This window comes from Alexandriicola marinus (assembly GCF_004000435.1).
Taxonomy (GTDB): domain Bacteria; phylum Pseudomonadota; class Alphaproteobacteria; order Rhodobacterales; family Rhodobacteraceae; genus Alexandriicola; species Alexandriicola marinus.
In genome coordinates, this window is the sequence record NZ_RBVZ01000004.1 from 180,096 (window position 1) to 197,341 (window position 17,246).

Consider the following 17,246-nt stretch of genomic DNA (forward strand, 5'->3'; position numbering starts at 1 on the left):
GAAGCTCCGCTGTTTGGCTAGAGGCTGATCCATGCGGTCTTGAGGTCAAGATACTTGTCGAAGGCATGGAGCGACTTGTCATGGCCGTTGCCCGATTGCTTGACCCCGCCCAGGGGCACGGTCAGGTCGCTGCCGCCATAGGTATTGACATGGACCACACCGGCCCTCAGCGCCCGGATCATGCGATGCGCGCGGCCCAGATCGGCGGTCCAGACCCCGGCGGCCAGCCCGTAATCGGTGCCGTTGGCGATCGCGACGGCCTCCTCCTCGCTGTCGAAGGGGATCACGGCAAGGACGGGGCCGAAGACCTCTTCCTGAGCGACGCGGTCGCAGGGGGCCACATCCGCGACAATGGTCGGGGCCATGAAGTAGCCGCCCGTTTCCTCAAGGATGCGCCCGCCGCCCGACAGGATCGGGCGCCCTTGCGCGCGGGCCTCCTCGACGAAACCAAGGCTCCGGTCCAGCTGATCGAGCGAATGGACCGCGCCGATCGCCGTGGCGGGATCGAGCGGATCGCCCACGTTCATGGTGCCGGTCACCTCGGCCAGCGCCTTCACGAAGGCGTCGCAGATCGAGCGCTCCACCAGAAGCCGGGACCCCGCCACGCAGACCTGCCCTGCATTGCGGAAGATGCCATTGGCCGACGCCTTGACCGCGGCCCCGATATCGGGCGCGTCGGCAAAGACGATGTTGGGCGATTTGCCGCCCAGTTCGAGGTAGACGCGCTTGAGGTTCGATTGCGCAGAGGCCTCCATCAGGCGCCGTCCCGTCGCCCCCGAGCCGGTGAACACGAGAACGTCGACATCCATCGACCTTGCGATGGCGTCGCCCACCACGGCGCCCTCGCCCGTCACGACATTCAGAACACCCGGCGGCAGACCGGCCTCGAGCGCAAGTTCCGCGATACGCAGGAGCGTCAGCGACGCGGTTTCCGGGGGCTTGAGAACGACGCTGCAGCCTGCGGCCAGCGCGGGGCCCAGCTTCCATGCACCGATCATCAGCGGGAAGTTCCACGGCACGATGGCGCCGACCACACCCGCCGGCTCTCGGTGAACAAGGCCCAGGGTGCCCGGAGCGGTTGGCGCGATCTCGCCGTAAAGCTTGTCGATGGCCTCGGCGTAATAGCGGATCGTGCCCGCCGCAGAGAGGGGCTCCGCCTTGAAGGCCATGCCGATTTCGGTCCCGTTTTCACGCACGCCCAGCACCGCGAGATCCAGCGCCTCGGCCTCGATCAGCGCGGCCCATTTCAGCATCACCGCCTTGCGCGCCGCCGGCGCCATGCCCTGCCAGCGCCCGTCATCAAACGCCGCACGGGCCGCCGCCACGGCCGCGTCGGCGTCGGCACGGGTGCCACGTGCCAGCGTCGTCAGCTCCGCACCGTCAAGCGGCGACAACGTGGCCATGCGGCCGCCGTCGGAAGCCTCTCTCATCGCCCCGTCGATCAGGTGATGGGCCGGCGGCACAGCTGCGCTGCGCAGATCGCCGATTCGCGAAACATCCATGAGGCACCTCCCTGATCGGTTCATTTAGTGAACCTTTGGTGTCAATAATTCTGCTTTCTGTTTTCATTCCTGTCAATCTCAAGCCGATGGTGCGCGCTCGAAGAGAATTGTTGACAGGTGGAGCTTCCTGGGCAGAATATTTCGATACCAACGGTTCAAATAATGATCCACAGCAGGGAGCGACCCATGAAACCCATTCTCACGGCCCTCACCGCGGCCGCCATCGGCATTGCCGGCCCGGCGTTCGCCGAATACCCGGAAAAGCCGGTCACCTTCATCGTGCCGTGGCCGCCCGGTGACCTCGAAGACATCCTGACCCGGATGATCGCCGAGGATTTCCAGGAAGCCTATGGCGTGGCCGCAGCCGTCGTGAACAAGCCCGGCGGCGGCGGTGGCCCGTTCCCCGGTGCGATCGACGTGGCGACAGCCCCGGCAGATGGCTACATGATCGGCTCGTTCGTGCCCGCCGTTCCGGTGATCGGCCACGAGATCGGCATCCCCGAGCTGGAAGGCGAGGTGTTCGACCCGATCGGCATATTCCTCACCTATCCGTTCGTCATCGCCTCGATGGGCAACGCGCCCTATTCGACGATGGAGGAACTGGCCGCCTATGCACAGGACAACGACGTGGTCCTTGGCCATTTCGGCGACGTTTTGACCCCGACGCAGGTGACCAAGGCACTATCCACCAACATGGGCTTTGAATGGGCGGCGGATGCGGCCTATGACGCGCTCGATTGCAACACGCTGGCTTCGGGCGACGCGGATGTGATCAACACCACGCTTCAGCTGATCCTGCCCTGCCTCGATCAGCTCAACGTTCTGGTGTCGATCACGGGCGAGCGCATTTCGCGTGTCCCCGACACGCCCGCCATCGGCGAAGTCGATCCCACGCTTGATATCGCGCTGTGGAACGGCCTGTTCGTGCACGAGGACACGCCGCAGGACGTGCGCGACAAGATCGCGGCCGTCGCAAGCGAAACCGTGATGAGCGAACGCGCGCAGGCCCTGAGCGCCGAGACCGGCGCGCTGGTCTACTGGATGGATGCCGCGGCCAGCGCCGAGCTGATCGAGACCGACAAGGCGACGCTCGCCGGCATCTCCGCGATCCTCGAATAACGCCTGACGAGGAGGGGCCCGGCGGGTCCCTCCTCTCCCCTCGTCCCCCCATCATCCGGACCGCGCCATGAGCGACGACACCGACATTCAGCCGACAACCCGGATCGCCGGTCAGGTGATCTTTGTCGGCGCCGCACTTGCGCTTTCGGCATTTCTGCTGACCCAGATCGGCCGGCAGACGATCTGGGCCGAAGGCGAAAGCTTTGCCGCGCAGCCCCGGTTCTGGCCGGGCGTGTCGCTTGCGATCATGCTGGCGGGCTTCGGGCTGCACCTGTGGCGAATGAAGCGGCGCAGGCCGAACCGGCTCGACCGCGAAGAGATGATGCGCTGGGTCGAACCGCTGGAATTCATGATCTGGTTCATGGTCTTCGTCTTTGCCGTGCCGATCGTGGGCTTCCTGCCGATGAGCATCGCCTTCGCGATCGCGCTGACATGGCGGCTGGGCTATCGCCGCCGTTCGATGCTTGTCCTGGCTGCCGTCTTTGCCGTGGCTGTCGTGATCCTGTTCAAGGGGTTTCTAGGCGTGCGCATTCCGGGCGCGGCCCTCTACGAGCTGCTGCCCGCCGGGCCGCGCAGCTTCTTCCTGCAGTACCTGTGATGGATATCCTGTTCCAAGCCGTCGATGTCCTGGCCCGGTGGGATGTTCTTCTGGCCCTTCTGGTCGGCTCGATCGGTGGCGTGGCCATCGGCGCGATCCCAGGCGTCGGACCCGCCGTCGCCATCGCCATCCTGCTGCCTGCCACGTTCTCGATGGATCCGATCGTCGGGCTGACCGTGCTTCTGGGGATCTATGGGTCGTCGATGTATGGCGGCGCGATCCCGGCCATTCTGATCAACACGCCCGGCACCGCCGTCAATGCGCTCACGACCTATGACGGCTTCCCGATGACGCTGCGGGGCGAGGGCCGGCGCGCGCTGTCGCTGGCCTATTCGGCCAGCTTCTTCGGCGGGGTCTTTTCGGTGATCTGCCTGATCGCGCTGTCGCCCCTTCTGGCCAAGGTGGCGCCCATGTTCGGCTCGCGCGAGATATTCCTCGCGGCGCTGCTGGGCATCCTTCTCGTCGTCGTGGCCCATCGCGGGCAGATGCTGGTCGCGGGTGCGCTGGCCGCCTTCGGGATCTTCCTGTCGACCGTCGGGCTTGAGCCCGTGAAATACACCCGCCGTTACACGTTCGAGCAGACATGGCTCGCCAGCGGGTTCGACCTGATCGTCGTCGTCCTGGGCCTTTTCGCGATCAGTCAGGCGTTTCTTCTGCTGACGATGGACGACGAAAAGGTCCGCATCGCCAAATCGCGCGGATCGCTGTTTCAGGGCTTCCGCGAATTGTTCCGCCATCCGCGTGTCGTCACCGTATCCGCAAGCTTTGGCGTGATCATGGGGATGATCCCCGGCGTGGGCGAATTCACCGCACAATTCATGTCCTATACCTCGGCGCGCAAGCTGTCGAAGACGCCAGACGCCTTTGGCCACGGCTCGTCCGAGGGTCTGATCGCGTCAGAGACCGCGAACAACGCCGTGCCGGGGGCCGCGATGATCCCGCTTCTGGCCCTTGGCATCCCCGGCGAGGCGCTGACGGCAATGATGCTGTCGGTCTTCTACGTGCACAACGTGGTGCCGGGGCCGGGCCTCTTCGCGTTCCAGATGGATTTCGTCGTCGCGCTTTACCTCGCGCTTCTGATCCTGAACGTGCTGGTTGTGGTCTTCCTGCTGATCTCGACCGGGTGGCTGGTCTATCTCACGAAGATCCCCAACCGGTTTCTGGGGATGTGCATCCTGCTGCTGAGCTTTGTGGGCGTCTATTCGATCCGCAATTCGGCGGTGGATTGCACCGTGGCCGCCGCGTTCGGGTTCCTGGGCTACATCCTCAAACGGCTGAACATGCCGATCGTGCCCATCGTTCTGGGCATGGTTCTGGGCGGCATCATGGAGGTGAAGCTGCGCGCGGCGATGACCCGTGTGAACACGCCATGGGATTTCATCGACCGGCCCATCGCCTTCATCCTGTTCGCGATCATCTTGATCATCCTGATCTCGACGGCATGGCGCGTGCGCCGTGAATGGCGCGCCGTCGACAGGCGGACCCCGGCCAAGAAGGCCTCGGCCCGTTTCTCCCGCAGGCTCGCGGGGCGATATGGCCGCCATTTCGACGACCGGCTCAAGATACAACGGAGGAAGCGTCGCTATGACCATATGGGCTCCTGAGGATGACGGCTTCGCCGATCTGGGCTCGCACGATGCCTTTGCGAATGGTGCGCCCTACAACACCTTCGCCCGGCTGAGGCGCGAGGATCCCTGCCACTGGTCGGATTTCGCGCAGGGCAAGGGATACTGGTCGATCACACGGCACGAGGACATCGTGGCGATGATCCGCGACACGGAGACGTTTTCGTCTTCGCGCGGCATCCGGATGGAGGATCAGACGGAGGAGGAATACCTCGCCCGCCGCACCTTTCAGGAGACCGACGGCGAAGAGCATCGCAAGGTCCGGATGAAGGTGGCCAAGGCGTTCTCTCCGGGTGTGGTGGCGGGCTTCGAGGATCAGATCCGCGACCTCTGCGGCCCGATCCTCGACCGTGCGCTGGAACACCAAAGCTTTGACGCCACCCGCGAGATTGCGCGTGAATTGCCGATGCGGATGCTGGGCCAGATCCTCGGCACGCCCGAAGAGGACCTGCCCTGGCTGGTGGAAAAGGGCGACGCACTGATGGCGAACACCGACCCCGATTTCACCGATCACGTGGCCGACAAGCTGGACACGGACGCCTACCGGCTGATGCCGTTCAATTCGCCCGCCGGGGCCGAGCTTTATGAATATGCCCATGATCTGATGGCGCAAAAGAACGCGTCGGGCGACACCGACGGCATCCTGCACCTGATCCTGCAGCCAGACGAAAACGGCGAGACCATATCGGAAAGCGAATTCCGCAACTTCTTCTGCCTTCTGGTCGCTGCTGGCAACGACACCACGCGCTATTCCATCGCAGCCGGCATTCAGGCGCTCGCGCGGCAGCCCGGTCTGCTGGAACAAATGCGGTCGGGCGAGGTCTGGGGCACGGCCGCCGACGAGATCGTCCGCTGGGCGTCACCCGCAAGCTATTTCCGCCGCACAGCCATGCGCGACGTCGAAGTGCACGGGAAACAGATCCGCGAGGGCGACAAGGTGCTTTACTGGTTCCTTTCGGCCAATCGCGACGAGGACATGTTCGAAGACCCCTACCGCCTGACATTGTCGCGCAAGCCCAACCGCCAGTTGGGCTGGGGACAGGGCGGCCCGCATGTCTGTCTGGGCATGCATCTTGCGCGGCTTGAGATCCGGGTTCTGTTCGAAGAACTCGTCCCGCGCATCGCCTCGATCAAACCGGACGGCGAAGAAGCCTTTGTCAGATCGAATTTCGTCAACGGTATCAAGCGCCTGCCCGTGCGCGTCACCCTGAACTGAGGCCCGCCGATGCCTGACCGCCTGCGCACGCTGTTCATTGATCACCTCTCGATCCCGAGGGGCAAGCATCTGCCCGCCTCGAAGATCGGGGACGGATCGTCGCGTTTTGCCCGCGCGACATTCGGCGTGCATTACGACCGCGACCTGATGCTGGATGCGCCCCATGCCATGGTGAGGCAGGGCATGCCCGACATGGAATTGCGCTGGCAGGGGGCCGAGATCCGCGACAGCTGGGATCCCGGCACCAAGGTCGTTCTGGGCGATCTCTACGATGTGGACGGCGCCCCGCTGCCACTCTGCCCGCGCGGCACGCTGAAGCGCGCGGTGGCAGACTGGGCGAAACTGGGCCTGACGCCGAAACTGGGTATCGAACTTGAGGCCTATGCCATGCAGGGCGATGAAAGCGGCCAGTTGCGCCCCTATGATGCGCCGGGCGGCGTCGTCTATGGCACCGGCCCCTTTGCCGATCCGATGCGGATCAACGACCTGATCTGGCAAAAGGCCGATGAGATGGGCTTTCGGCTCGAGATGATCACCGCCGAATATGACAGCCCGCAATACGAATACACCCTGACCTTCGACGACGCGCTGAAGGCAGTGGACGATATCGTCCTGTTCCGCCTGATGGCGCGGGAAATCGCGCTGGATCACGGTGTGATCCTGACCTTCCTGCCCAAGCCGATCCCCGAACTGGGCGGATCGGGGATGCATATCAACTTCTCCTTCACCGATGCCGAGGGCAACAATGCCGTGGCCTCCGGCCCCAGGGGCGGCCCCGATCACCTGAGCGATCTGGCCCGCGGATGCCTTGCGGGGCTGGTCCATCACCACAAGGGGCTCGCGGCGCTTGTCTCGCCCACCGCCGGGTCCTACCTGCGGCTTCAGCCCGCGGCCATGTCGGGCTATTGGCGGAACTGGGGCGGCGACCACCGGGCGGTGACGACCCGGGTCTCGAGCGAGGGTGGCGCCAAGGCCCGGCTAGAACACCGGATGGCAGATGCTTCGGCCAACCCCTATACGGCCTGCGCCGCGGTTCTTCAGGCCGCGCGGCTTGGGTTCGAAAACGGCTATGCCCTGCCCCCGATGGAAACCGGCGACGGGTTCGACCGCACCGATGCACGCGAAGGCGTGGCCCCGAACCTGCGCCGCGCGGTGCAGGACATGGTGGCCGACGGCGCCCTGACCGCGGCCGTGGGCAGCGAGCTATGCGCCCATCAGGCCTATATGAAGGAGCAGGAATTCCGCAAAACCCGGGATCTGGAACCCAACGCGCTCCTCGATTTCTATGTCTGGTTTGTCTGAGATGCGGATCGCGATCCTGATCACCAACACCGATGACAGCGCGTTTTCGCGCGCGCGCCCCGATGATGGCGAGAAGTTCGGCACGCTCATCGCGGAGGTCCGGCCCGACTGGACCACGACGCCCGTCTGGGTCTGCCGCGACGAATGGCCAGAGGATATCACGCATTACGACGGTGTCCTGATCACCGGCAGCCCGGCGTCGGTCAACGACGATGCGCCATGGATCGCCCGGCTGTCGGACCTGATTGGCCAGATCATGGCCGCCCGCCTGCCGCTGTTCGGGGCGTGTTTCGGGCATCAGCTGATCGCGAAAACAATGGGCGCGGGCATCGTGCGCAACCCTGATGGCTGGGGCCACGGGCTTTTGCATGTCAGCCGCACGGCCCGCGCGCCCTGGTCCGGCCCGGAGACGGAATTTGCGCTCTATGGCTCGCATATCGAACAGGTCGACCGTCTGCCCGACGGCGCGACTCATCTGTTCGAAGGCCCCGGCCTGCCGATCGCAGGTTTCGCGGTTGACGATCACGTCGCGACGATCCAGCACCATCCCGAGATGACCCATGACTTCATCACCGATCTGGTCGAGGAATATGCCGATTACGTCGGCCCCGAGGTGACCGCCCGCGCCCGCGCCTCGCTGGCGCAGAGGGCCGACCGCGCAGCCTTCGCGGCAGAGATCGCGCGTTTCTTTGAACATGCCCGGGCAGCGAGGGGGTAGCGGCATGGGCACCATTACCAAGGCACTGGAATTGCTGACCCATTTCTCGCCCAGCCGGGGCGAGATCGGTCTGGCCGAATTCGTCCGCCTGACGGGGCGCGACAAGGCGACGGTGCATCGACACCTGACCGAGTTGGAGCAGAACGGCTTTCTCGAACAGCATCCCACGACCCGCGCCTACCGGCTGGGCCCCGCGCTCTTGCGGCTGGCCGCCGTGCGGGAGGCGGCGTTCCCGGTGCGCGCGCTTCTGCGCCCGATCGTGACCGAATTGTCCGAGGCCGTGGGCGAGTTGGCTCATGCGTCCCTGCTGCAGGGCGACGCGTTGTCGCCGCTGTTTCATGCCGATCCGCAATTGCATGGCACGCAGGTCCATTTCGACCCGTCCGAAATCCTGCCGCTTCACGCGACGTCCTCGGGGCTCGCCGTTCTGGCCTTTGCCGGCGACGACCTGCGCCAGCGCGTCCTCAGCCGGCCCCTGCCGCCCTTTACCGCCCGCACCGTGACCGACCCCGAAACCCTGCGCCAGATGATCGCACAGACCCGCGCCACCGGCCTGAGCCGGCTGGAGGGGAGTTTCGACCGCGAGGTCACGTCGCAGGGCACTCCCCTGTTCGGCGAAGGCGGGCGCGTCGTGGGCGCGCTTTCGGTGGCGGTGCCCGCGCTGCGGGCCACGCCCGAACGGATGGATGACATCTCGCGCCACCTGCATGCCGTGGCGCGCGACGCCTCCCTTTCCCTTGGCGCACGGCCCGCCGATCTTGCCGTGTTGCCCAATCCAGTCCAGATGCCCCAGAAACAAAAGGCCCGATCATGAAAGACGCAAACTTTCTCAAGGAAAACAACGCCCGCCAGATATGGCATCCGATGGCGCACCCCGCAGACAGCCTCGCCAATCCGCCCGATATCATCGTGGGCGGCGACGGGGTCGAGATCACCGATGTCGACGGGCACACCACCGTCGATGCGGTCGGCGGGCTTTGGAACGTCAACCTCGGCTATTCCTGCGACCCGGTGAAACGCGCCATCACCGAACAGCTGGACCGGCTGCCCTATTATTCGATCTTTCGGGGCAGTTCGAACGATGCCGCGATCGAGTTGGGCTACATGCTCAAGGAATTCTTCGAACCCGACGGCCTGTCTCGGGCCTTCTTCACCTCGGGCGGATCGGACAGCGTGGAAATCGCGCTGCGGCTTGCGCGGCAATACCACAAGGTGCGCGGCGAGTCAGGCCGGGTGAAGTATCTCAGCCTCAAGAAGGGCTATCACGGCACGCATACGCTGGCGGCAAGCGTCAACGGCAACGCCAATTTCCGCACGATGTACGAGCCGCTCATGCCGGGCTGCTATCACATCCCCGCGCCCTATGCCTACCGCAACCCGTTCAACGAGAGCGATCCCGAGAAGCTGGCGCAGCTGTGCCTGTCGGCGCTGGAAGACGAGATCGCGTTCCAGAGCGCGTCCACCATCGCGGCCTTCATCATGGAGCCGGTTCTGGGCGCGGGCGGAGTGATCCCGCCGCATGAAAGCTTCATGCCCGGCGTGCGCGAGATCTGCGACCGGCACGGGATCCTTCTGATTGCGGACGAGGTCATCACCGGGTTCGGCCGGACGGGCGACTGGTCCGGCTCGCGTCACTGGGGCGTGAAGCCCGACCTGATGTGTACCGCCAAGGCGATCACCACGGGCTATTTCCCCTTCGGCGCGGTCATGGTGTCGGACAAGGTCGTCTCTGTCTTCGAGGATGACACCACGGGTGCCGCGGCCATCGGGTCGGGCTACACCTATTCGGGCCATCCCGTAGGCGCCGCCGCCGCCATCGCCTGCCTGCAAGAGACGCAGCGCCTGAACGTCAAGGACAACGCCGCCGCAAGGGGCAAGCAGCTGTTCGCCGGCTTGTCGGCGATGAAGGACAGGTTCCCGCTGATCGGGGACGTGCGCGGCGGGCATGGCCTGATGTGCGCGCTGGAACTGGTTTCCGACCGCGAGACCAAGACCAGCGTCGACAAGGACACCATCGCAGCCCTGCATCGCGCGACCTACGAAGCGGGGGCCATGGTGCGTATCTCGGGGCCGAACGTCATCTTCTCGCCGCCGCTCATCCTCACAGAGGCACATGTGGACAAGATCCTGTCGGCACTGGAAACGGGTTTCGAAGCAGTAAGTTAAGCCCCAGCTTTCACGTCAGATCACACGCCGACCCGGCAAGAATCCGCCGGGTCGGCTTTTTCTTTGGCGGAGGGTGCATAGGTCTTTGTCGAACGGCGCAAACCCTGCGCCGCAGACCAGAAAGGAGCCGACACCATGTCCGAGAGAGACGAATACATCGAAAAGGCGAAGGCGAGGCTCGATCAGTGGAATGCCGATATCGAGAAGATGCAGGCCAAGGTCGACGAGGCCGAAGCTGACGCCAAGATCGAATACCGCAAACAGCTCGAAGAGATGCAGACACAACGCGACGAGGCCGAAGATCAGCTCAGGAAACTGCGCGACGCCAGCGACGACGCCTGGGCCGACATGAAGTCCGGCTTCGACAATGCGTGGAAGAGTATCTCGGGTGCCTTCGAGAGCGCCTCTGCGCGCTTTCGCTAGGGCGGGCACCTCGTCCCCAGTCGGGGTGACCCGGCGGAGAGGGCGCGGCCCGGCCGCAGCCCTCCCGCCAATCTTGCCCGCCAATCTTGAACGTGCGTCAGGATCGCGGGATGTGCTAGCCTGACCCCCAAGTTACAGGAGGCTGGCGCATGACCGATTATTTCGACCTTGGCACCCATTCCCGACCGGCAAGCCTGATCCCCGAGGCGCAGACATGGTCCGATCGGGGCCTCGTCTGGCTGTTTGCCTATAACCACGAAGAGGCGATCGCCTGTTTCGAAAAGGCGCTCGCCCTCGATCCGGATTGCGCGATTGCCCATTGGGGCATCGCCTATGCGATCGGCCCCAATTACAACAAGCCGTGGGAGGTCTTCGATCCCGAGGAAAAGGCCCCTGCGCTTGCCCGCGCGCACGCGGCCCTTGCCGCCGGGCTCGCGCTGAGTTCGGCGCCGGCGCCCGAACGGGCATTGCTGACGGCGCTGGCCTCCCGCTATCCCACTGATCCGGAAATCGAGGATTACCAACCCTTCAATGACGGCTTTGCCGCCGCGATGAAGCCGGTCTACGAGGCCCATCCCGACGATCTGGACGTGGCCTTCGTCTATGCTGAGGCGCTGATGAACCGCACGCCGTGGCAATTGTGGGACTTCAGGGTCGGTATCCCCAACCCCGATGCCTCTACCACCGAGGCGATGGCAGTGCTTGAACGTGCCTTCGACGAGACGCCCGGCGCATGGGATCATCCGGGGCTGTTGCACATGTATATCCACCTGATGGAGATGTCGCCTCACCCCGAACGCGCGCTGCGCCATGGCGACAGGCTGACGGGCCTTGTGCCCGATGCGGGCCACCTTGTTCATATGGCAACCCATATCGATGTGCTGTGCGGGGATTACCAGAATGTCCTGTCACGCAACCTGGCCGCCGCGCAGGTGGACGAGACGTTCAAGGCCAAGGTGGGCGACGAGAATTTCTATGCGCTTTACCGGATCCACAACCTGCATTTCGCGATGTATGGCGCGATGTTCCTTGGCCAGAAGGCCGCGGCAATCGACGCGGCCCTGCGGCTCCGGGACGAGGTCCCGCACGAGGTTGTCCTTGTCTACCCGGACCTGTTCGAAACCTTCGTGGCCGCCCTGCCCCATGTCTATATCCGCTTTGGCATGTGGTCCGAGATCCTCGATCTCGAGCTTCCTGCGGATACCGAAGTCTACACCGTCACGAACGCGCTGATCCTCTATGCCCGCGCGGTGGCGCTGGCCAATCTTGGCCGCCATGACGAGGCCGCGGAGGCCGTTCTGGCCTTCGACGCCGCCTATGCCGCGGTGCCTGAGGAACGGATGCTGTTCAACAATTCGGCCCTCGATCTCTTGGCGGTGGCGCGGCAGATGATGCTGGGCGAGGTGGCGTTCAAGTCGGGCAAGCGCGACGAAGGGCTCGATCATCTGCGCCGCGCCGTCGCGCTGGATGACGGGCTGATGTACGAAGAGCCGTGGGGCTGGCCGCAACCCACGCGCCATGCGCTTGGTGCCCTCTTGATGGAAGCCGGGGCCTATGCGGAGGCCGAGGACGTCTATCGTGCGGACCTTGGGCTTGACGCGAAATTGCCGCGGCCCAGCCAGCATCCGCGCAATGTCTGGGCGCTGCACGGGCTGCATGAATGCCTGTCGCGGCGCGGTGAAACGGTCGAGATCGGCCATATCCGGGCGCAACTCGATCAGGCGCTGGCCCGCGCCGATGTGCCGATCCGGGCCAGTTGCCTCTGCCGCGCGGCGGCCTGAGCGCTACTCCCGGATCCAGACGCTCATCCGGTTGGGGCCCCTGTTGGCCCAGAGGTAATAGGGGATCGCGGTCATCAAGGCCGGCGTCGTGACCGGCGGTTCGACCGAATAGAGCGGCATTCCGGAATGCGGCGGCCGAGAGACGGCCGCCTCTGCGGTGATCGCAGTCATTCCGGGGACCAGCGCATCGTGCGGCTCTGTCTGCAGGTCCGCATCGCGCGGCAAGCGCATCTGCGCGACAGACACGTCATGATCGTGATCCTCGATGCAATAGACGACCGGCCCCCGCCTGAGCGCCACCCGGCCAAGCGCCTGCCGCACCCTTGGATCGGCATAGACGCGCTCGGGGTGCATCGGCAGGGTCAGTTCGACCACATCCCCCGCGATCCAAGTCCGGCCAAGACGGGCATAGCCCTTTTCAACCTCAAGCGGGACCGACACGCCGTTGATGCGAAGCGCCGCCCCCTTCGCCCAGCCCGGCACCCGCAGATACAGGGTGAAATCGACCGGCGTTTCGGGCGAGATGGTGATCCGCACGGCGCCATCGAACGGATAGCCCGAGACCTCGTCGACGCCGACCGGCACGCCCCCCAGAGTGACATTCGCCCGTGTCCCGCCATAAAGGTGAACCGCAAGCTCCCTGTCCCCGGTCGAGAAGACATAGCCCCCGATCGAGGCCAGCAACCGCGAGACATTCATCGTGCAGCAGGGGCACGGATGCCATTCCCACCGCTCATGACTGCCGTCGCTTTCCAGCTTGTTGTCGTAGAAATACCGCTCGCCATCGAGCGACAGGCCGGCCAACACATTGTTGAACAACGCCTGTTCAAGGATGTCGCCATAGCGGCCGTCGAGATCGATGTTCAGCATCCGCGCGGCCCAGAACACCATCGCGACCGAGGCGCAGGTTTCGGCATAGGCGGTATCGTTCGGCAGATCGAAATCGGTGGTGAAACCTTCGTTCGAGGCCGAAGGCCCGAAGCCGCCGGTGACATACATCCGCTTGGTGGTGATGTCCTCCCACAGTGTCTCGCAGGCCGACAGAAGGGCGGCATCACCGTCCTCGGCGGCCAGATCGGCCATCGCGGCATACATGTACATGGCCCGGACCGCGTGGCCAACGACCTTGGTCTGGTCGCGCACCGGCAGGTGGGACTGGTTGTATTCGTAGGTCCCGGCCCAGAAATCGGAGGGAGCCTCGCCCCGGGCACGGGCCTCGGCGTCGAAGTAATGGGGCTGCCGGCCGCGTTCGTCGATGAAGTAGCGGGCGAGATCCAGATGCTCTGTCCCGCCGCGCGCGTGATAAAGCCGGATCAGCGCGATCTCGATCTCCTGATGGCCGGGATAGCCGCGCCGCTGGCCTTCGCCCGGGCCGAACACCGTCGCGATATGGGCGACATAACGCTCCATGATCCGCAAGAGCCGGTCCCGGCCCGTGGCGTGGAAATAGGCCACCGCCCCTTCCAGCATGTGGCCCGCACAGTAAAGCTCGTGATTGTCGCGCAGGTTCGTCCAGCGGTTTTCCGGCTCGCGACCGAGATACCAGCAGTTGAGATAGCCGTCCGCGTCCTGCGCGGCCTCGAGGTCATCGGTGATGGCCTCGATCCGGGCCTCGGTTTCCGCGTCACGGCGAAACGACAGGGCATAGGAGGCCGCCTCGATCCATTTGCCGATGTCACTGTCCCAGAAAATCTGCGTGGAAAACCCATGCCGGTTCTCGGGGATCGTCAGCGGCGGGACCGGCCTTGGCAATTTCAGGCTGTTCAGGATGCCGTGTTGGCCGAGCATCCTGAATTGGCTCGGGATCGTCTGCGTCAGGATGCAATCCAGACGTTCACGCCAGAATGCGCCGGTGATCTCGACCTCGCTGAAATTGACAGGCTGGTAGCTGCGCATATCAGTGAGAGTGATAGGCTTTCCCGCTCTGATCAAAGAGATGAAGCTGACTGATGTCGAACTTCAGCGAGACGGTCTCGCCCGGGGCAACCTGCGACCGCCCGCTGTCCTGCGCGGTGATCATCGAGCCGTCCTTCAATTCCACATAGACCAGCGTCCGGTCGCCAAGATGTTCGACGACCTTGGCCAGGCCTGTCGTGTCGGGTTCGTCCGCCTGCACGCGCACGGATTCGGGGCGAATGCCCAGCTCATACCGGCCCGCCTCGGGAACGGTGATCGTCAGCGGAACGCGCGATCCGTCACCCAACGTGGCGACCGAGTTCTCTCCGGTGCCGGTCATCTCGACCTTGAGAAAGTTCATCACCGGGCTTCCGATGAACCCTGCGACGAAGCGCGACGCCGGATAGGTGTAGACCTCCATCGGAGAGCCGATCTGCTCGATCTTGCAATCGTTCAGAACAACGATCCGGTCGGCCAGCGTCATCGCCTCCGTCTGGTCGTGGGTCACATAGATCATCGTCGTGTTGATGCGCTGGTGCAGTTCGGCCAGCTCGACCCGGGTGCGCACCCGCAGCGCCGCATCGAGGTTCGACAAGGGTTCGTCGAACAGGAAGGCGGCAGGTTCCTTGACGATGNAGGGTTCGTCGAACAGGAAGGCGGCAGGTTCCTTGACGATGGCACGACCGATGGCGACCCGCTGGCGCTGACCGCCCGACAATTGTGACGGACGCCGGTCCAGAAGCGCATCCATCTCGAGTATGCGGGCGGCGTCATTGACCCGGCGTTCGATCTCGTTCGGGGCCATTTTCACGTTCTTGAGCCCGAAGGCCATGTTTTCGCGCACGGTCATGTGCGGATAAAGCGCGTAGTTCTGGAACACCATCGCGACGTTGCGCTGACCGGGAGCCAGGTTCTGGCTTTCCGCCCCGGCAATCAGCAGCTTGCCCTTGTCGATGGTCTCGAGCCCCGCGATCATCCGCAGCAGCGTGGATTTTCCCGAGCCCGACGGCCCGAGGAAAACCACCAGTTCTCCCGATCCGACGGTTAGTGAGATGTCATTGATGACATCCACGTTCCCGAAGCTTTTGGATACGCTCTGAAGGGCGATCTCAGCCATGCTTTGCCTCGTTTCCCATTATCCCTTGATCCCTGCACTGAGGGTGATTGCCTGTGTCACGCGGCGCTGGAACAGAAGGTAGGCCAGCGCAACCGGGAACCCGGCCAGCACGGCGGACGCAAGCTGCCGCGCATAATAGACCCCGAACGCGTCGGTAACCTGAGTGATGCCCACCGTGATCGTCATCATCTCGGTTTTCGTCACCGCGAGGAACGGCCAGAGGAAGGCGTTCCACGACCAGATGAAGGTCACGATCGAGAGGGCCGTCGTCACGCCCCAGTTCATCGGAATGTAAATCTTGAACAGCACCCCGAATTCGGTCGCGTTGTCCATGACCGCCGCTTCGCGGAAATCCTTGGGCACCTGATCGAAGAACTGCTTGTAGACGATGATCACCACGGGGCTGATCAGCTGGGGCAGGATGATCCCGGCCCAGGTGTTGAGAAGCCCCATATCCGCGATCAGCACGAAGTGATTGATGATCAGGGTCTGGGTCGGCACCATGAAACTGGCGAGGATGAGCCAGTAGAGCGGCTGACGCCCCGGAAAGCGCAGCTGGCTGATCGCGTAGCCCGCGAACAACGAGGTCACGATGGTCAGGATCGTCGTGCCCACCGCGGTGGCGATCGAGTTGATGTACCAGCGGCCGATCTGCGTCTCGGTCAGGGCGAACCAATAGTGCTGGAACGTCAGGTTCTCGGGCCACAGCTCGATATAGGGTCGGACGACCTCGTCCTCGGGCTTGAGGGAACTGACGATCCCCCAATAGATCGGAAAGGCCCAGACGACCGCACAGAAGACGGTAAAGACGGTGATCGCCGCGCCCGCGGCGTTGAAGCGCTTGGCGGTATCGGCGTTCATTGTTTCTTCTCCGCAAGGCGCATCAGCTGGAAGTTGAGAACCGATACGACGATCACGATCAGGAACAACACCACCGCGATTGCCGCGGCCCGGCCGCCGTGGTCGTTCTGGAAGGCGCGCTGGAAGACGTAGTAGACCAACACGAGGTTGTCGTTCGGTCGCCCGCCCGTGGAGAACAGATAGACCTGGTCAAAAATCTTGAGCTGAAGGATCAGCTGGATCGTCAGGACAAGCGCCGTCACGGGCCACAGGAGCGGCCACGTCACCCGACGGAAAGTCGTCCATCGCGTCGCATTATCCAGAGAGGCGGCCTCGTAAATCTCCTGCGGGATGGCACGTATCCCGGCCAAGAACAGCAGGATCGAGAAACCGGCCGTCCACCAGATCGTCACCAGCGCCACGGCGGGCATGAACCATCCGGTCACCTTGAAGACCGGCACCCGGTCGATCCCAATCATGTCGAAGACGTGCATCGCGATGCCGAACTGGAAATTCAGTGTCCAGTCCCATACCCTGTAGACCACGGAAACGGGCAGGATGTAGGGCAGGAAGAACAGCGCAAGAACCAGCGCCTGAAGCCGGCCCGACAGGCGGCTGATGCCCAGCGCGATGCCCAATGCGACAATCGTTCCGGGAATAACCGTCAGAAGCACGAAGTAGGCCGTGTTCCAGAACGCCGTGTCGAAGCGTCGGTCACTGGCAAGTCGTGTGTAGTTCTCCAGCCCGACGAATTCTGGCGGCTGGCCGTTTGGCATCACGATCAGCGGCGAGTCCGTGAAGGACATCCGGAACATGTCGATGGTGGGATAGACGAAGATCAGCGCATAGATGGCCACGAAGGGCGCAATCAGGATATACGCGATCAGCGTTTCTCTTTTGGTATTGCGGATCACCGCCGGCCTCCCCGATCAATGGCGGTTGG

At 64.0% G+C, this 17,246-nt stretch carries 15 protein-coding genes; 10 read left to right on the plus strand and 5 right to left on the minus strand.

Annotated features, from left to right (window positions below; genetic code table 11):
• Nucleotides 1-17: 17 nt before the first annotated feature.
• A complete protein-coding gene (locus tag EP376_RS14960) occupies nucleotides 18-1,502 on the minus strand; it encodes an aldehyde dehydrogenase family protein (protein ID WP_127656417.1) in 1,485 nt (494 codons plus the stop codon).
• A 186-nt stretch (nucleotides 1,503-1,688) separates the two neighbouring features.
• Between EP376_RS14960 and EP376_RS14965 the strand changes: the two genes are divergently transcribed.
• The 10 genes from EP376_RS14965 to EP376_RS15010 all read left to right on the plus strand — a co-directional run bounded on the left by EP376_RS14965 (nucleotide 1,689) and on the right by EP376_RS15010 (nucleotide 12,450).
• On the plus strand, nucleotides 1,689-2,621 hold the full coding sequence (locus tag EP376_RS14965; RefSeq protein ID WP_127656418.1) for a tripartite tricarboxylate transporter substrate-binding protein: 933 nt from the start codon (nucleotides 1,689-1,691) through the stop codon (nucleotides 2,619-2,621).
• A gap of 67 nt (nucleotides 2,622-2,688) precedes the next feature.
• Nucleotides 2,689-3,219, plus strand: a complete 531-nt coding sequence (locus tag EP376_RS14970; RefSeq protein WP_127656419.1) for a tripartite tricarboxylate transporter TctB family protein — start codon at nucleotides 2,689-2,691, stop codon at nucleotides 3,217-3,219.
• On the plus strand, nucleotides 3,219-4,823 hold the full coding sequence (locus EP376_RS14975) for a tripartite tricarboxylate transporter permease (protein WP_127656420.1): 1,605 nt from the start codon (nucleotides 3,219-3,221) through the stop codon (nucleotides 4,821-4,823). Before EP376_RS14970 ends, EP376_RS14975 begins: the two co-directional genes overlap by 1 nt.
• Nucleotides 4,804-6,060 (plus strand): cytochrome P450, encoded by a 1,257-nt coding sequence (locus EP376_RS14980; RefSeq protein WP_127656421.1) that lies wholly within the window; start codon nucleotides 4,804-4,806, stop codon nucleotides 6,058-6,060. The genes EP376_RS14975 and EP376_RS14980 overlap by 20 nt, the downstream gene beginning before the upstream one ends.
• Before the next feature lie 9 nt (nucleotides 6,061-6,069).
• Nucleotides 6,070-7,362 (plus strand): type I glutamate--ammonia ligase, encoded by a 1,293-nt coding sequence (locus EP376_RS14985; RefSeq protein ID WP_127656422.1) that lies wholly within the window; start codon nucleotides 6,070-6,072, stop codon nucleotides 7,360-7,362.
• Nucleotide 7,363: 1 nt separating this feature from the next.
• Nucleotides 7,364-8,080: a type 1 glutamine amidotransferase gene (locus EP376_RS14990; RefSeq protein WP_127656423.1), complete on the plus strand. Its 717-nt coding sequence runs from the start codon at nucleotides 7,364-7,366 to the stop codon at nucleotides 8,078-8,080.
• Between the two features lie 4 nt (nucleotides 8,081-8,084).
• Nucleotides 8,085-8,894, plus strand: coding sequence for an IclR family transcriptional regulator (locus EP376_RS14995; protein WP_127656424.1), 810 nt, complete (start codon nucleotides 8,085-8,087; stop codon nucleotides 8,892-8,894).
• Complete coding sequence (locus EP376_RS15000; RefSeq protein WP_127656425.1) at nucleotides 8,891-10,246, plus strand: aspartate aminotransferase family protein; 1,356 nt, start codon at nucleotides 8,891-8,893, stop codon at nucleotides 10,244-10,246. Before EP376_RS14995 ends, EP376_RS15000 begins: the two co-directional genes overlap by 4 nt.
• 135 nt (nucleotides 10,247-10,381) lie before the next feature.
• Nucleotides 10,382-10,669 carry a sll1863 family stress response protein gene (locus tag EP376_RS15005; RefSeq protein ID WP_127656426.1) on the plus strand — a complete coding sequence of 96 codons (288 nt, stop codon included), beginning with the start codon at nucleotides 10,382-10,384 and terminating at the stop codon, nucleotides 10,667-10,669.
• 149 nt (nucleotides 10,670-10,818) lie between these two features.
• Nucleotides 10,819-12,450, plus strand: a complete 1,632-nt coding sequence (locus EP376_RS15010; protein WP_127656427.1) for a tetratricopeptide repeat protein — start codon at nucleotides 10,819-10,821, stop codon at nucleotides 12,448-12,450.
• Nucleotides 12,451-12,453: 3 nt separating this feature from the next.
• On the opposite strand, the gene EP376_RS15015 is transcribed toward EP376_RS15010, so the two are convergent.
• The 4 genes from EP376_RS15015 to EP376_RS15030 all read right to left on the minus strand — a co-directional run bounded on the left by EP376_RS15015 (nucleotide 12,454) and on the right by EP376_RS15030 (nucleotide 17,217).
• Nucleotides 12,454-14,346, minus strand: coding sequence for a glycoside hydrolase family 127 protein (locus EP376_RS15015; protein WP_127656428.1), 1,893 nt, complete (start codon nucleotides 14,344-14,346; stop codon nucleotides 12,454-12,456).
• Nucleotide 14,347: 1 nt separating this feature from the next.
• A complete protein-coding gene (locus EP376_RS15020; protein ID WP_127656429.1) occupies nucleotides 14,348-15,463 on the minus strand; it encodes an ABC transporter ATP-binding protein in 1,116 nt (371 codons plus the stop codon).
• 18 nt (nucleotides 15,464-15,481) lie between these two features.
• Nucleotides 15,482-16,324 (minus strand): carbohydrate ABC transporter permease, encoded by an 843-nt coding sequence (locus EP376_RS15025; protein ID WP_127656430.1) that lies wholly within the window; start codon nucleotides 16,322-16,324, stop codon nucleotides 15,482-15,484.
• Nucleotides 16,321-17,217 carry a carbohydrate ABC transporter permease gene (locus tag EP376_RS15030; RefSeq protein ID WP_127656431.1) on the minus strand — a complete coding sequence of 299 codons (897 nt, stop codon included), beginning with the start codon at nucleotides 17,215-17,217 and terminating at the stop codon, nucleotides 16,321-16,323. Before EP376_RS15030 ends, EP376_RS15025 begins: the two co-directional genes overlap by 4 nt.
• Nucleotides 17,218-17,246: the final 29 nt, after the last annotated feature.

Coding starts and splice junctions, on each gene's coding strand:
- EP376_RS14960 (WP_127656417.1), bottom strand. CDS start 1,502: ATGGATGTTTCGCGAATCGGCGATCTGCGCAGCGCAGCTGTGCCGCCG.
- EP376_RS14965 (WP_127656418.1), top strand. CDS start 1,689: ATGAAACCCATTCTCACGGCCCTCACCGCGGCCGCCATCGGCATTGCC.
- EP376_RS14970 (WP_127656419.1), top strand. CDS start 2,689: ATGAGCGACGACACCGACATTCAGCCGACAACCCGGATCGCCGGTCAG.
- EP376_RS14975 (WP_127656420.1), top strand. CDS start 3,219: ATGGATATCCTGTTCCAAGCCGTCGATGTCCTGGCCCGGTGGGATGTT.
- EP376_RS14980 (WP_127656421.1), top strand. CDS start 4,804: ATGACCATATGGGCTCCTGAGGATGACGGCTTCGCCGATCTGGGCTCG.
- EP376_RS14985 (WP_127656422.1), top strand. CDS start 6,070: ATGCCTGACCGCCTGCGCACGCTGTTCATTGATCACCTCTCGATCCCG.
- EP376_RS14990 (WP_127656423.1), top strand. CDS start 7,364: ATGCGGATCGCGATCCTGATCACCAACACCGATGACAGCGCGTTTTCG.
- EP376_RS14995 (WP_127656424.1), top strand. CDS start 8,085: ATGGGCACCATTACCAAGGCACTGGAATTGCTGACCCATTTCTCGCCC.
- EP376_RS15000 (WP_127656425.1), top strand. CDS start 8,891: ATGAAAGACGCAAACTTTCTCAAGGAAAACAACGCCCGCCAGATATGG.
- EP376_RS15005 (WP_127656426.1), top strand. CDS start 10,382: ATGTCCGAGAGAGACGAATACATCGAAAAGGCGAAGGCGAGGCTCGAT.
- EP376_RS15010 (WP_127656427.1), top strand. CDS start 10,819: ATGACCGATTATTTCGACCTTGGCACCCATTCCCGACCGGCAAGCCTG.
- EP376_RS15015 (WP_127656428.1), bottom strand. CDS start 14,346: ATGCGCAGCTACCAGCCTGTCAATTTCAGCGAGGTCGAGATCACCGGC.
- EP376_RS15025 (WP_127656430.1), bottom strand. CDS start 16,324: ATGAACGCCGATACCGCCAAGCGCTTCAACGCCGCGGGCGCGGCGATC.